The sequence below is a fragment of the Peribacillus frigoritolerans genome (assembly GCF_001636405.1).
Lineage (GTDB): Bacteria > Bacillota > Bacilli > Bacillales > DSM-1321 > Peribacillus > Peribacillus frigoritolerans.
The window spans coordinates 3,066,083-3,080,767 of sequence record NZ_KV440950.1 but is presented as its reverse complement, the minus strand read 5'-3'; the positions used below and the strand labels follow the sequence as shown (position 1 = coordinate 3,080,767).

The following is a 14,685-nucleotide window of genomic DNA, read 5'->3' as shown; positions in this document are numbered from 1 at the left end:
CCCTTTCCGCCGACTGTCTGCCAAGCCGCATCAAAGTAAGCGTCTGTGGGGTCTCGGCAAGCCAGTTATTCGGCAGGATTTTTGCAAATTTCTTCCATCCAATAAGGATTACAGTAAAAAACATGAAGGTTACTCTTGTCTTGTTTTTAGACATATACGAAGAAAACGCGTTTGCCTGGAGTTTTTTCTTTCGAATAAGTTCCAGTTGATTTCAGAAATCCGCTCCCTTTCCGCCAACTGTCTGCCAAGCCGCATCAAAGTAAGCGTCTGTGGGGTCTCGGCAAGCCAGTTATTCGGCAGGAGTGTCGCAAATTTCTTCCATCCATTAAGGATTACAGTAAAAAAACATGAAGGATAAACTAGTCTTAAACATGGTTCGGCATAAGATCAGCCTGCATTTTTTTCATTTAAAACACGTTAGTTGATTGGAACGGAAGGTACGAGACTCCTGCGGGAAAAGCGAGTCCAGGGGAGACCCCACAGGCGCAAGGCGCCGAGGAGGCTCCCGGACCGCCCGCGGAAAGCGAGTGCCTGGAGTGGAAATCTAATTTTTACACCGACTTTAAAAAAACTGCAGACAAGACGAGTTCTATATTCAAAAACAAAGTTGATTGGGGCGGGTGTTAGAGAACCCTGCGGGAAAAGCGTGCCCAAGAATACAAAGATTGCCCAATTTTCCAATCATGTTAACCATCAAATTGTTATCTTTTTTTCCATTTCAAGGGTTTTTATCATTTGTCTTAACGGTGCAAGATGATACGCGAAGTGGGCCATGGTCGTTAGCATTTTCCTGAATTGAAATATTCGAAAAAAGCCCAATTTCTCAGTAATAAAATTGAGAAATTAGGCTTTTTTTCTACTCCTTAAAAGTACCATATTTTATTAGTGGCATGTTGAAAGCATTACTTAAGATAAGCACCCGTTAGCTCAAAAAAAGTGACCTTTAAGCAAAAAAACAAGGTACACTTTGTTGTGCAGTTTTTTTCTTTCCTTAGCTGCAACAAGTAGGCTTTTTCACGGCAGATCGCTTACACTCATGGATCACTTTTTTGTTTTTTATCCATTTTTTATTATTCGGTTGAGTGGTTACTTGCGTTCCAAAAAGGAGTTCGAATGAACGCAAAGTGGGGTGAAATCTAAACCATGATTAATATATTTTCTCATCAAATATATTAATCTTTTAAACCCTTCCCATCGAGAATTTTCTGCATGCATTTTTCGATTCTTGACTCTCGGGTTTTGGATTGTTTGGCTTGTGAAAAATAAAGGATGTATGCTCTTTGCCTTCCTGGTGTCAATGCTTCAAAAGCAGTTTTTAAGGCAGGGATGTCATCGAATTTATTGTGAAGTTCTTCAGGAATTATGAATTCTTCGTTTTTTTTAAATTCCACTTCCAACCCGGCTTTTTCAACTTCAATGGCTTCATGAATATAGGCTTTCAGAATGGATTCCGTTGCAACTATTTCTTGAACATTAGTGAACCGAATCTGGCGCGCTCCCTGTACATTCTCCGTTTGTTGAATTAGAAGCCCGTGGGCATCCTGTAACAAGGCACCTTTGTGAAACAAAAGCGCACAATATTCTTTAAATCCATGTATTAAAACGATGTTTTTATTCTCAAACGTGTAACAGGGATGCATCCATTTAAATTCTTCGGTCAGTTCACAGTCAAGAACGATATTTCTTAACGTCTCATATTCTTCTTTCCAATTTTTAGCTTTACCTAAAAATTCATCAACCTTAGGATTCGTTCTACTTTTTGTCATCACGGAACACTCCTCTTTCCGAGCAGTTTGCTTTTTTCTTATACGTTAGCTAAATACTAAAAAACAAGGCAGAGGTTTGGTCTTACAATACCTCTAACACGTTATTAAGTTCTTCGCCCATTTTCGCCCAACCATATTTCGCACCATTGAACGCTTGATCTTCTTTTTCGAATCCTGTTTGTTCGAGATGTAAGTGGGTTGTTCCATCCTCGTGGTTTAAGGTCCATGTGACTGTAGTGTTTATACCGCCACCTACCCAGGTGTAAGATAACTTATAAGGCTCCTCGACTTCAAGAACTTCGGAATCAATAATTAAATTCCACTGTTCATTTCGAAACTGGAATTTATGTCCGACGACAGGTTTAATATCATTAGCCATTACCCATTTCCCAAGAGTATTTGCATCCGTTAAGGCAAGCCATACCTTCTCGATCGGGCTCTTAAAATTAAAATCTTGTGTTACTGTTAAACTCATTTTTATTCCTCCTCTAATATTTGATTTAAAAGTGATATTCTTTCACTCCAGAATCTTCTGTAAAACGATACCCAATCCTCAATTTCTCTCAACGGACCAGCATTCAGTCGATAACGGGTTTCCCTGCCGACTTTTCTGCTGATTACTAGACCTGCCTCTTTAAGGATTGCCAAATGCTTTGAAACCGCAGTACGGCCCATTTCAAAATGTACGGTCAACTCATTTAGTGGCAATTCCTCCACGTCCGCCAACAAACGTAGCAATTTACGTCTTGTTGGGTCAGCAATGGCTACATAAATATCACGTTCTTGATTTTTCTCGTTCAAAATCACCCACCCTTTTAACTGGACACCAATTGGTGTCTTTTATTATATGACACTGATTGGTGTCCTGTCAATTTTATTATTGACACACTTTATTTGTTTTATTCTAATATCATCAAGTATATTATTAAATCCTTTTACAACTAAATTGGCCCCGTTAGTTAAAGTGATTCATATATGATCAATTGCTATTTTTGAATATTGGATATGCTCGTGTTTCAGCAAAGGAGTATTTTGGAATTATATCTTCATTGATGAGCAAAGTGGATAAGAGTTTTACTGGTTTCCATATCTGGGATGCACTTAATCATTCGTGAAGGCGTTTACTATTCCTTGATTCACTAGACGGATTGGGTAGGGATTATGATGATTCATTCGGAGAATGGAAGTATATTACTAGAGATCTTAACTCAGATATTATGTATGGTACTTAAAAAAGAGACACTTTTGATTGCGGAAATTCAGAGATATGGGTGTTTACTTGGGATTTTATAAGGAGGCCCAATTTTCAACTCTGCTTTCATATGGACTGAGCAAGAAAGTAAAAAAGCAAATGACAGGCAAATGGAATTGAAGGAGAGGAATTACGGCACGAGATTCGGACGAAGTAAGTATAAATCAATAATGACTCATTCAAAAATATGAAAAAGGAAATAAACTATCTGATATTATAAACCCTCAACTTAGGGATGAGATCATTTGAACCCCTCTTATCGACTAAGACTAAAAGTATCTATCTGGGTTTTTCAAACAAAGTTGATTGGAACGCGTGTACCTGACTCCCGCGGAAAAAGCGTGTCGAAAGGAGAATCCAGGCGCAAGAGTGCCGAGGGCGGACTTCCTTCGGAAAGCGAGTGCCATACGTTCCAATCAGTTTAAAAACTCTCAATATATTATATTATTTTTCTATTTCAAGGCTTTTTATCATTTGCCGTAACGCTCCAAGATGATAAGCTGAGTGGGCAATGGTCGCATTTACATTTGTCAGCCATTTTCCTAAATCGATTGTTTCGATTTCTGCGAAAAGAGATACATATTCTTTATGTAATTCCTCTCTGATTTCAGCCCATTTCACCTCATCAACAGTAGCAATGGTCCAGCTTTCTTCCCAATCTTTTTCAAAGTCTGTGCCATTGATCATCGATCGGATCACCCATAAATAATACCGGGTGTGGTCTGAGTGTGCCGCAATTGTCGATCCGTTTATGGAACGTGAAGCATCTTCTGCGGTTAAGCCATCAAGTGTACCAAAAACCCCGGTATTCGGTTTTGAATCAGTATAATAGCTCCCTTCATTTCCCGGTCCTTCAAACGTTTCCTTCAAAAGCGTTTTTAGTGAACTTGCCAACGTCTCGCTCATCTCAATTCCCCCCAAATGTTTAGTCGACTTCATTACTCTATAATATACTAAGACAAACCAATAAACATTTATATTTTTGTTAAATTAATCCAAAAATAGCGCGAGTTTAAAGAGTTACTCGCTTTTTAGCTTGCATAAGATAAGGCTATCAATTACTTTCGAGTACAGTTAACATGTGGTATTGACGACTCTCTTAACGTGATGAAATAAAAAGGCCATTCCACAGGAACGGCCTTTTTATTTTTGAAAATTATGATTCAGTTTTAATAGCTTTTCAAACGCTCTTCCAGGGACACAATTCTAAACTTTAACTCTTGATTCGAGTCCAAGCCCCCTATTACAATTTGATTATCTTCCGTAATGGTGACATATCTGAAAATTTCTTCTCCATGAATCTTGATTTTAGTCTCCAATGTCGTTTCCATTTTTGCAAAAACTTGATCTGTGTATGTAAGCGGGAGAAGATCATCTAAACCTTCTTCGGGGCTGCCGAGCCACTTAAACATGAAATCTTTCAATGAATATTGCTCAATCATCGATAAATGATTTTTAAAAATTAATTTGTCAATTGTTATCTCTTTCAACTTAACCACTCCTCAATAGTATCTAAAGTTTATATGGATAAACTCCTAACATCAAGGGCATTCCAATGACAAACCATTACATTTTGATTACTTGCTTACTGAATTATCCCTTTCCTTCCGTAAAATGGAGTTCGCTAACCTTGAAAACCAATTTTAGATTGATATTTTCGAAAGAATACCCTTGGATTAACATGAGAGGGATTATTTTCCGTGGTTTGCACGTTTTGGTGAAATGAGGATGTTCATTTCAGTCAAAACAGCCCCATTTTCAAAAATGGGGCTGTTTTTATTATACGGATGTAAAACAACTTCCTGTTAAACAATAGTCCTTTAAATTACATATTATATGTCTTGTTTTCCTTTAACACCATTTATTGAATAGCTGATTTTAATGTTGGCATTTAATGAGTGATACACAGAACAGTACGTATTTTTGGATAATTGAATTGCACGGACGACTTTATCTTCAGGTAGATCTCCCTCTAATAAATAATGGATATGAAAATCGGTAAAACGTTTAGGATGATTTTCTGACCGTGCCCCCTCTATTTCTATTTGAAAGGCCTTTGTTTCAAATCGCATTTTCTTTAAAATCATTACAATATCAATTCCTGTACAGCCGGCAAGAGAGTGTAAAAGTAATTCTGTGGGTCTTGCTCCACTATTTTTACCTCCTGCTTCTTCGGCGGCATCCATCTTTATTTCATGTCCCGACGGAGTTGTGCCAGAAAAGGCCAGTTCCCCTGTCCATGTAATCATTGTCTTCATATATTTCGATTCCTCCCTTTCTTGTTGTTTTGTTCTAAAAATGGACCACATTTCAATTAATGTAAATTTATATCATTTAAGTATTAAAAAATATTGCCGTAATGGGGTCAGTATGCAAATATACATCACTTGGATTCTGAATTTTTTATACCCTAACTTGTGATGATTTTCCATACCTTATATTCTTCCCACAAGTCCTGCTTAGTTAGTCATACTGTAAAATTTGAACGTTGATTACCTCTTCAGGCTTTAAAACCTAAAAAAATATTCCAGATGATTTCAGAAATCCGCTCCCTTTCCGCCAACTGTCTGCCAAGCCGCATCAAAGCAAAGCGGCTTGGCAAACAGTTATTCGGCAGGATTGTCGCAAATTTCTTTAATCTATTCAGGGATTGATGTATACAAAGCAGTAAAAAAACAGAAGGGTATTAAGTTTACCAATCATGGTTGTGAGAGCGTTCCGAACCACCTTTTGTCGTCTGAATAGCCCTATTAACCCATCTACCATGAAGTTTTATAGTTTCCTTTTCCATTCAAAGGAGTTTTATACCTATTATTTTCGCCATCTTGCCAAGTAATAGTGCCATTTTCATCTTTTAAGACGAACTTGAATTCATAGAATCGATCTGCAGCTAAGCGAAATGTTCCACTCCAGCTACCTTTTGTGTTTTGAGTGAGTTTATATTCGTAATCTTCAGGATTCCATCGGCCGATTTCCCCTCTGTCCCCAATTAAGTAAACTCCCTGTGTGGCAGGTACATTTTCAACTGTGAATGTAACGGGAATCGACTTGCTTTCCAATTTATCAGCCATCATCCTGAACTCATTAGTTGGATTTCCTTCATCGTCGAATAAATAAGACATCCTAAGCAATGTAAATCCCTCAAAACCATGGTTAAAAAGCATTTCTGCCACATTGTCAAAGCCCCATTCATTATCGATGAGAGGGAGTGCGTTTTCCCCGTTTAAAGAAATTCCTTTTTCATTAGCTAAAGAGGCAATATGGGTCACCAAAGTCTTAGGGGCGCTATAGGACGGTGCAGTATGTGCGTCTTGATCTCCCATTTCCAGACAGGTGAATGTGAGGGCCATATTCGATTTCTTAAATTGATTCAATAATTTGGAGTAGTTATGGTACCCGGCACTATACTCTGCAGAATGCGGCATTACTGGATCATTCATTTTCCAATGGACTCCTGAGATTTTAGCTCCAATTGGCACGCCAAAGACTTCATCAAAATGTTTATGGGCAAACTTCGAAATTTTTGCAAGATGCTTTTCGAGTGCCCCTTGATACCACTGCATAAAATCGTATCCAAATCTAGTGTCAATTGCTCCGCCCCTGGTGAAAAATTCATCCCCATTTCCTGGCGGCTGAATCTCATTCCAGTTTTTATACGTTTTGCTCCAAGCAGCATTTAATTTTTTTATCGTGGAATATTTTTCTCTCATGGCAAGCCTGAAATCCCGTTTTGCTCCTTCTGTATAAACTTGTAGCTGTCCCCTCTCAGGATAATCCCAGCCATCTGCATTCTGGTAGGAGGGGTATCTTAATTCCCCTGCCGGTCCTGCACTTAGATATATTTTTGCTATTAAATCCTTCTTATCAGCAAAGTTCTCTGAAAAGGATTTGTACAATTCATTATACTGACCGGCTGTACCTTCCCACCAAGGAGCAAGTACTTCCTTATTCCAGAAACCACTTTCACTTTTGAAAGCCATGTTTTCGGCAGTGTCTTTATTCCAGAGCCAACTCGGGATGGGATAGTTGCAATCATCCCCCACATTACCGCCGCATTGGTGCGTAGATAAAATGGGCACCCATTTTAAACCGGAAGCTTTCACGGTTTCCGCATATTTTTTATAATAGGACCAATCAAACTGATTATCTTTTTTACTCTCGACCAATCCCCACCAGATATCTGTCGTAATTGCATATACTCCATTTTCCTTCAACTGGGTCAGCTCTGCTTTAAATGCCTCCCAATCTGTTATTTCACCCAATGGGGCCATCACATAAAGCTTGTAATCTGGTTGTACTTCTGCTAATCCAGGTGTATTTGATAAAGGAACAAAATACAGCATAAAGGTAAAAACGCCAACAGATAATTTGTTCATGAAACGCCAACCTTTCCCCTATAACTTTATTTGTTTAAATTTCGGTTCATCACCGAAAACGCTTACATCTTTTTGTTTTTTATTCATTCCTTTACTAGAATTATATTTGTTATGGAAATATTTATCAATTATTTCATCGGAGGAATTTAGTTTAAAAATCGACAAAGAAAAAATGGATAGTCTAAGAGACTATCCAGAGCAGCTGGTTATAAAACTATATAAACATTACCATCTTCTATTTCAACATGGAATGTCTTTACACAACCATTATCAGGTTTTTGGACTTCTCCATTTTTGACACTGATTTTCCAGTCATGCATCGGGCAAAATACGTAATCACCACTCACAATGCCTTCCACCAGAACACCACCTTTGTGTGGGCAACGATTTTCAATAGCCCGGAATTCACCATTTGCTAAATGAAAAAGAGCAATTTCATGAGATCCTATCGTTACTGTTTTCCCCAGGTTTTTTGGCATTTCATTTACGGTTGAGATCTTTATCTTTTGAAGTGTTTTCCCCATTTAGGCTGCCCCCATATTCATTTATTTGATATAGCCGGAATTTTCACTTTTTGAAATAAACCGGTTTGGATCGCATTGCTCTCAATGATTTCTTTCCACGGTTCTTGCAATACGGATAAGGCCTCATCCAAACGTTGGTTAAGCTCCATCCTTTTTTGCTTATCACCAATAATCGCCTTAATGGTATCGAACCCGACACGCTCAACCCAGACCGACGTTCTTTCTAAATAATTGGCAGTCTCTCGATAATGTTGGATGTACGCACCCGTAATTTCAATTACCTCATCACTTGTTTTCACTTTACATAATAATTCAGCAGCTCGTAAATGAGTACCGCCATTGCCGCCAATATAAATTTCCCATGCACCGTCAACACCGACAACACCAAGATCTTTGATACCGGATTCAGCACAATTACGAGGACATGCCGACACAGCCATCTTAACCTTATGCGGTGTGCCAACACGTTCGAATTTCTTCTCCATGGCAATACCCAGACCGATTGAATCTTGGGTGCCAAAACGGCAAAAGTTTTCACCGACACATGTTTTCACAGTTCGAAGCGTTTTTCCATACGCATATCCAGAAGGCATATCCAGGTCGGCCCATACGCTTGGAAGGTCCTCTTTTTCAACGCCGAACAAATCTATTCTTTGACCGCCTGTTACCTTAAGTAACTTAACATTATACTTATCGGCAACATTTGCTATTTTCCGTAATTGATCGGGATTTGTGACGCCGCCATACATTCTTGGCACAACGGAAAATGTACCATCCTTTTGAATATTTGCATGAAGCCTTTCATTGACATAGCGGGATTCTTTTTCATCTTCATAGTCAACAGGATGGATCATGCCTAAGTAATAGTTCAGTGCCGGTTTACATTTAGAGCACCCATCACTTGTATTCCAGCCGAGAACATTCATGACTTCACGAGTATGTGTCAGATTTTTTTCGCGTATTTCGGCAACAACCTCATCTCTTGATAAAGTGGTGCACGTACATATGGATTCCTTCTGGTTTGACTTACTGAAATCAGCGCCTAATGTCAGCTCGAGAATATCACCGACTAACGGCTTACAACCGCCGCATGATCTCGAAGCACTTGTGCAGCCTTTTACTTCCTCAATGCTTGTTAAACCGTTAGATTCGATAGCCGTCACAATATCACCCTTCGTTACACCATTACAACCACAGATGATTTCTTCATTTGACATCGAAGTGACAAGGCTGACACTGGGTTCACTTGTTCCAGCATTCAAGTATTCCGAAACGTCGGCATTTTTATTGATCATGCTCAATAGGATATTGCTTTCCTTTGTATCCCCGAATAATACCGCACCAGAAATTTTCCCATTTCGAATCATTACTTTTTTGTAAGTACCATTCCATTCATTAAATTCCTTGATTGATTTGGCTTGTTCATCTTCGAAAATTTCTCCAGCCGAAAATACATCAACACCAGATATTTTTAACTTTGTAGAAAGCACGGACCCCTCGTAAGCTTTGCTTTCCAGTCCGCAAATCCTTTTGGCTAATACTTTGCCCTGTTCATATAGGGGAGCGACCAAACCATACACCATTTCACGGTGTTCCGCACATTCACCAACCGCAAAAATATTCGGGATCTTTGTCTCCATATAATCATTCACGATAATTCCTCGATTGACAGGGATGCCGGAATTTTGGGCCATTGCAACATTTGGCTTAATCCCAACTGCCATGACCACTAAGTCGGCGCTGATTTCCTCGCCATCACTAAAGCGTAATCCCTTGACATCAATTTCACCTAAAACCTCCTGAGTCTGTTTCCCAAGATAAAAATTCATTCCCTGTCTTTCAAGTTCCCTTTGCAGCATTTTTCCTGCTGCTGGATCTAACTGCCTATCCATCAAATATTCCGAAAGGTGAATTACATCTACCTGCATTCCTAGATTCAAAAGCCCCCTTGCTGCTTCAAGACCCAGCAATCCTCCACCAATGACAGCTGCCTTTTTATTTTTTTTGGAATATTCAATCATATCTTCGCAGTCTTCAATATTTCTAAAGGCTGTCACTCCTTTTTTATCAGCCCCCTTTATCGGCAGAATGAATGGGATTGATCCGGTAGCTAAAATCAATCGATCATATGCGACTTCGCGATTAGCATCTGAATATATGATTTGCTTAGTGGTGTCGATGTTCGTGACTGTTTCACCTGAAAAAAGTGTAATATTGTTCTCTTTATACCAGTTCCAATCATTTATTGTAATATCATTTATCGTCGTAGCCCCTTGCAATACATTCGATAGTTGGATTCGATCATAATTCGGATGCGGCTCACTTCCAAAGACAGTCACCTCAAACATTTCCGATTGAATTTTCAAAATTTCCTCTATACATCTTACTCCAGCCATACCATTCCCAATTAGTGCCAATTTCTGCTTAGACATGTTTTGTCCTCCAATAAGATTTTTTTGAAAGGATGATATGATTGATTATAGGTGACGTCACTTTTCATTGCCACTAGTGTGTTATAAAATCTTACATAGTTTTTAAAAATTGATATTTAATGTTAGTTTTTATTACAAATATTCAGAAAATTAGGATATAATATCCTTATTGATTCAGCATAAATCCAAAATGAGGTGATTTTCATCGTCCAGCAAAAAGAATCTTATATAGATAGAAAGGTTATTTCCATAGGAGTCGTCAGAGAATTAACCGGACTATCCGATAGGCAAATCCGGTATTATGAAGAAAGAAAACTCGTTTTCCCCGAAAGGTCTAAGGGTGGTAACCGTAAATACTCTTTTTCCGACGTCAAGGCTTTAGTGGAAATCGCCGATAAAATAGAGGATGGAGTGCAAACCCATGAAATTAGACAGGAAAAATTAAAAGAGAAAAGAAAAATTGAACAGGAAAAAATGCGAAAAAAAATGCTGCAGGGCCAATTGAATGCACACTTTGGCCTGCGTAATTGATTTTCTAAGCAACCGTTATAATTAACCGATTCAATAAGTACTTTAACTGTCCATAAACCCTTGTCTTTTTTAAAATAGTAGTTAACATTGTTAAACTGGACATGATGACTTTCATGTCCAGTTAGTTTGCAGACAAAAGGGGTTCGGAATTAAAAAATCCCGAACCCCTTTTAAAATTCCCTTAGAATTTTGACCAAAGGTTAAGAGATTTGGTCTCATCGAGCCACTATGTTAAGCCATTTTTGTTTCAACTTCATAATTGTTTTACGCATTGATCGAATTCCGAAGGTATATTGAATGAAGTCAGTTTAACTACTATAACCGGGTCGATACTTGAGCATCCTACCTCTGAATACATATCTTTCACCAAATCATAAATGAAAGAAAAGTCAATGGCAGCCTCCATTTTACGAACCAAATGGTTCGCTGGCACCAGTTGATCTCATTAAATAGAATCATGTTAAGAAAGCATCCTGATCACTTCAAGTTTTATTAATGCTATTTTAAAACAATGAAGACTTTAGGCAAAAGGATACTATCTAAAAGTTAAAACAAGTTGAATGGAGCGGGTGTTCGAGACTCCTGCGGGAAAAGCGAGTCCAGGGGAGACCCCGCAGGCGCAAAGGCGCCGAGGAGGCTCCCGGACCGCCCGCGGAAAGCGAGTGCCTACGTTCCAATCAACGTCCAAATTTGTACAAGCAAAAAAACTGAAGACATGATGACTTTCCAGTTTTCCATTTTAATTACAGTAAAAGTTTTCTAGGTAATCATTCCTTTTCTAAGCGAACTCCTTATCTTTTGTCTTCTCGGAAAACCATGATAATTTCTCGGATAATTTCACCACTTCTCCTATTACGATCATGGCGGGATTGGCTACCTGCTCTCTTGTAACGATCGCCACTATTGAATCGATTGTTCCTGTAATAGTTCGTTGAAAACCTGTCGTTCCTTGTTCGATGACTGCAATGGCAGTTTCAGGCTTCATTCCGCAGGTGCGTAATTGTCTACAGATATATGGAAGGTTTTTTATACCCATATAAATAACAATGGTGTCAACACCATGTGTTAAATGATGCCAGTTGATGTTATCAGGTTTGCCGGTCACGCAATGTCCTGTGACAATTGCGAAGGAACTCCCCCATTCCCTGTGAGTCAGGGGAATTCCAGCATAAGCTGGCACAGCGATTCCAGATGTGATTCCAGGGACTATTTCAAATTGAATTCCGTGCTTTGCTAGCACTTCTGCTTCCTCACCGCCACGACCAAAAATGAAAGGATCTCCCCCTTTTAGACGAACAATCGTTTTTCCCTCCATTGATTTACTTATTAACAATTGATGAATGTCCTCTTGAGGGACACAATGTATACCAGGCGCTTTACCGCAATAAATGTATTCAGCTCCAGGTTTGCCGTATGAAAGCAATTCACGATTTACCAATCGATCATACAAGATGACATCCGCTTCCGCGATGCATTTGATTGCCTTGACAGTAATTAAGTCCGGATCACCAGGTCCGGCACCAACAATATAGACCTTACCTTTTACCATCCTTTATCCCCTTTTGTTGTTTAGTCATTGTGATTAGGCTCCATTTTTCGATTATGATTGAATCAAAAAAATATGGTGAAGGGGAAGATACCTTCCCCTTAATGAGACGTTAACTCTAATATAGGATGTACTTTTACAGCGCTGACTTTAAACCCAGGCATTTTGCATGTCGGGTCTAAATCCTGTGAAACGAGGCGATTGACATTTTGGGAGTCTGCCCAATGAAAAGGAACGAATATAGTATCATGGCGAATCGTTGCGGACCATTTGCTTCTTACAACAATACTTCCGCGCCTTGATTCAATTTTCACCAAAGTATTGTCTAAAATATGATATTTCTTGGCTGTTTCCGGATGGATTTGCATATATGATTCAAAATTTCTTGCGGCTAATGATGAGCTTTTTCTCGTTTGTACTCCTGTTAAATAGTGTGACATGATTCTTCCTGTTGTTAAATAAAGCGGAAATTCCGTACATGGCTTTTCTTTTGGAACATGAGGCACGTTATTAACCACAACCATGGCCGCCTTTCCGTCCGGGTGGGCAAAAGACGATTCGAATAACCTTTTTGTTCCTTTATGGTCAATGGATGGACATGGCCACAAAATACCTCCTTCTTTTCTTAAGCGATCATACGTTATACCATAATAATCGGCGGTTCCCCCGCGGCTTGCCATTCTTAGTTCTTCAAATATCTCATTTGCAGATTGAAAGGGAAAATGCTCCCCTTTCCCAAGTGCTTTAGCTATATCACAAATGATTTGCCAATCATGCTTCACTTCCCCTGGTGATGAAAAACTCGCTTCCCGCAACGTTACCCGTCCTTCTAAATTTGTCATCGTTCCTTCATCCTCTAAATAAGACGAAGCAGGTAAAATCAAATCAGCCAATCTAGCAGTTTCAGAAACGAACATGTCTACCGCGACAAGAAACTTTAATTTTTTCAATGCCTTTTTGACAAAGTTAGCATTTGGATTAGAAACAATCGGATTGGAACACATTAAAAACATGCCGGTAATTTCACCTTCATTTATCTTCTCTATCATCTCGTATGCCGAGACACCTTTACGTGGCAATTCAGCCTCATCAATTCCCCATATACTTGCAATATGTAATCTATGTTCCTCATTTTCAATCATGCGATACCCTGGCAGCTGGTCTGCCTTTTGGCCATGCTCCCTTGCTCCCTGCCCATTTCCCTGTCCGGTAATGGCCCCATAGCCCGAATTCACTTTTCCAATTTTCCCTGTAACAATAAGAATATTAAGAAAATTACGGACAGCGGCCGAACCATCTGTTTGCTGCTCAACTCCCCTTGCTGTAAAAATCATTCCTGATTTTTCTTTCCCGAACATGGCAGCCGCTTTTTGGATTTGGTCACTTGGAACCCCTGTCATTTCTGCAATTTCCTCCAACTCTAAAGATGTAACATACTCTTTAACTTCTTTATAGCCATTTGCACGTTCCCGGATAAACGCTTCATCAATAAGATCCTCTTCAATGATCACTTTCAATAATCCGTTTGCCAAGGCGGCATCCATCCCAGGTATCACCTTTAGATGTAAATCGGCCATTTTCGTTGTTGCTGTTTCCCGGGGATCTACAGCAATGATATATGCCCCATTTTGTTTCGCTTGCTCAAAGTACGGCATGATTGTCGGCTGGCATTCCGCGATATTCGTACCCGCCAAGATTATGCACTTTGTGAACGGAACCTCTGATAAGCTGTTGGTCAGGCCCCTATCCATACCAAATGTTTGGCTGGCTGCCGAAGCAGCTGCAGACATGCACAAACGGCCATTATAATCTATATACTTTGTTTTTAAAGCCACCCTTGCAAATTTCCCAAGCAAATAGGCTTCTTCATTTGAAATGGATGCACTCCCATAAACAGATAATGCATTTACACCATCTTCTGCTTGTATTTTAGTGAAATTCTCCTTAATGCGGCTTAATGCTTCCTCCCATGATATTCGAACAAATTCCCCATTTTTTTTCAATAATGGGTATTTAATTCGATCTTTATGCAAAGCATGTTGATGTGCATTCATTCCTTTAATGCATAAGCGCCCCTCTGAGGTTGGATTATCTTTTCCAATCGTCATATACTTTTTTCTTGTTACTATTGTTTGTTCCAGCAGCTGCATCTTACATTGCATGCTGCAAAATGGACATTGTGTATCATATCGTTTTTCTGATTGGACCTCTTGTTGCTTCGTGCGGAAATACTTTAATAATAATTCGGTCAAGGCTCC

12 protein-coding genes and 1 pseudogene are annotated in these 14,685 nt (G+C 39.2%); 1 reads left to right on the top strand and 12 read right to left on the bottom strand.

Features of this window, described 5'->3' with window-relative positions; genetic code table 11:
* Nucleotides 1–1,172: 1,172 nt before the first annotated feature.
* The 9 genes from A6755_RS14775 to nirB form a co-directional block, all read right to left on the bottom strand.
* Complete coding sequence (locus A6755_RS14775) at nt 1,173–1,766, bottom strand: YdeI/OmpD-associated family protein (protein ID WP_063591120.1); 594 nt, start codon at nt 1,764–1,766, stop codon at nt 1,173–1,175.
* A gap of 82 nt (nt 1,767–1,848) precedes the next feature.
* The gene (locus A6755_RS14770) at nt 1,849–2,241 is read right to left on the bottom strand and encodes an SRPBCC family protein (protein WP_063591119.1); all 393 of its coding nucleotides are present in this window, start codon (nt 2,239–2,241) and stop codon (nt 1,849–1,851) included.
* A 2-nt stretch (nt 2,242–2,243) separates the two neighbouring features.
* Nucleotides 2,244–2,567 carry an ArsR/SmtB family transcription factor gene (locus A6755_RS14765; RefSeq protein WP_034306755.1) on the bottom strand — a complete coding sequence of 108 codons (324 nt, stop codon included), beginning with the start codon at nt 2,565–2,567 and terminating at the stop codon, nt 2,244–2,246.
* An 895-nt stretch (nt 2,568–3,462) separates the two neighbouring features.
* On the bottom strand, nt 3,463–3,924 hold the full coding sequence (locus A6755_RS14760) for a hypothetical protein (protein ID WP_034306758.1): 462 nt from the start codon (nt 3,922–3,924) through the stop codon (nt 3,463–3,465).
* Between the two features lie 263 nt (nt 3,925–4,187).
* On the bottom strand, nt 4,188–4,508 hold the full coding sequence (locus A6755_RS14755) for a hypothetical protein (protein WP_034306760.1): 321 nt from the start codon (nt 4,506–4,508) through the stop codon (nt 4,188–4,190).
* A gap of 342 nt (nt 4,509–4,850) precedes the next feature.
* On the bottom strand, nt 4,851–5,276 hold the full coding sequence (locus A6755_RS14750; RefSeq protein WP_034306763.1) for an OsmC family protein: 426 nt from the start codon (nt 5,274–5,276) through the stop codon (nt 4,851–4,853).
* 501 nt (nt 5,277–5,777) lie between these two features.
* On the bottom strand, nt 5,778–7,394 hold the full coding sequence (locus A6755_RS14745; RefSeq protein WP_063591118.1) for a family 14 glycosylhydrolase: 1,617 nt from the start codon (nt 7,392–7,394) through the stop codon (nt 5,778–5,780).
* A 206-nt stretch (nt 7,395–7,600) separates the two neighbouring features.
* Entirely contained in the window at nt 7,601–7,918 is a 318-nt protein-coding gene (gene nirD / locus A6755_RS14740) for a nitrite reductase small subunit NirD (protein WP_063591117.1), read from the bottom strand.
* Between the two features lie 17 nt (nt 7,919–7,935).
* Entirely contained in the window at nt 7,936–10,350 is a 2,415-nt protein-coding gene (nirB, locus tag A6755_RS14735) for a nitrite reductase large subunit NirB (protein WP_063591116.1), read from the bottom strand.
* A gap of 204 nt (nt 10,351–10,554) precedes the next feature.
* On the opposite strand from nirB, the gene A6755_RS14730 reads away from it, so the two are divergent.
* Complete coding sequence (locus A6755_RS14730) at nt 10,555–10,881, top strand: MerR family transcriptional regulator (protein WP_034311054.1); 327 nt, start codon at nt 10,555–10,557, stop codon at nt 10,879–10,881.
* Nucleotides 10,882–11,126: 245 nt separating this feature from the next.
* Here A6755_RS14730 and A6755_RS14725 read toward each other — a convergent pair.
* The 3 genes and pseudogenes from A6755_RS14725 to nasC all read right to left on the bottom strand — a co-directional run.
* Nucleotides 11,127–11,317 (bottom strand): annotated as a pseudogene (locus tag A6755_RS14725) (transposase); the annotation flags it as partial.
* Nucleotides 11,318–11,659: 342 nt separating this feature from the next.
* A complete protein-coding gene (gene cobA, locus A6755_RS14720) occupies nt 11,660–12,430 on the bottom strand; it encodes a uroporphyrinogen-III C-methyltransferase (RefSeq protein WP_063591115.1) in 771 nt (256 codons plus the stop codon).
* A gap of 98 nt (nt 12,431–12,528) precedes the next feature.
* Nucleotides 12,529–14,679, bottom strand: coding sequence for an assimilatory nitrate reductase catalytic subunit NasC (gene nasC / locus A6755_RS14715; protein WP_063591114.1), 2,151 nt, complete (start codon nt 14,677–14,679; stop codon nt 12,529–12,531).
* Nucleotides 14,680–14,685: the final 6 nt, after the last annotated feature.

What these genes read in the sequence shown, in the direction of transcription:
- A6755_RS14760 (WP_034306758.1), bottom strand. Translation starts at nt 3,924, where the DNA reads ATGAGCGAGACGTTGGCAAGTTCACTAAAAACGCTTTTGAAGGAAACG.
- A6755_RS14745 (WP_063591118.1), bottom strand. Translation starts at nt 7,394, where the DNA reads ATGAACAAATTATCTGTTGGCGTTTTTACCTTTATGCTGTATTTTGTT.
- A6755_RS14750 (WP_034306763.1), bottom strand. Translation starts at nt 5,276, where the DNA reads ATGAAGACAATGATTACATGGACAGGGGAACTGGCCTTTTCTGGCACA.
- cobA (WP_063591115.1), bottom strand. Translation starts at nt 12,430, where the DNA reads ATGGTAAAAGGTAAGGTCTATATTGTTGGTGCCGGACCTGGTGATCCG.
- nirB (WP_063591116.1), bottom strand. Translation starts at nt 10,350, where the DNA reads ATGTCTAAGCAGAAATTGGCACTAATTGGGAATGGTATGGCTGGAGTA.
- A6755_RS14775 (WP_063591120.1), bottom strand. Translation starts at nt 1,766, where the DNA reads ATGACAAAAAGTAGAACGAATCCTAAGGTTGATGAATTTTTAGGTAAA.
- A6755_RS14770 (WP_063591119.1), bottom strand. Translation starts at nt 2,241, where the DNA reads ATGAGTTTAACAGTAACACAAGATTTTAATTTTAAGAGCCCGATCGAG.
- nirD (WP_063591117.1), bottom strand. Translation starts at nt 7,918, where the DNA reads ATGGGGAAAACACTTCAAAAGATAAAGATCTCAACCGTAAATGAAATG.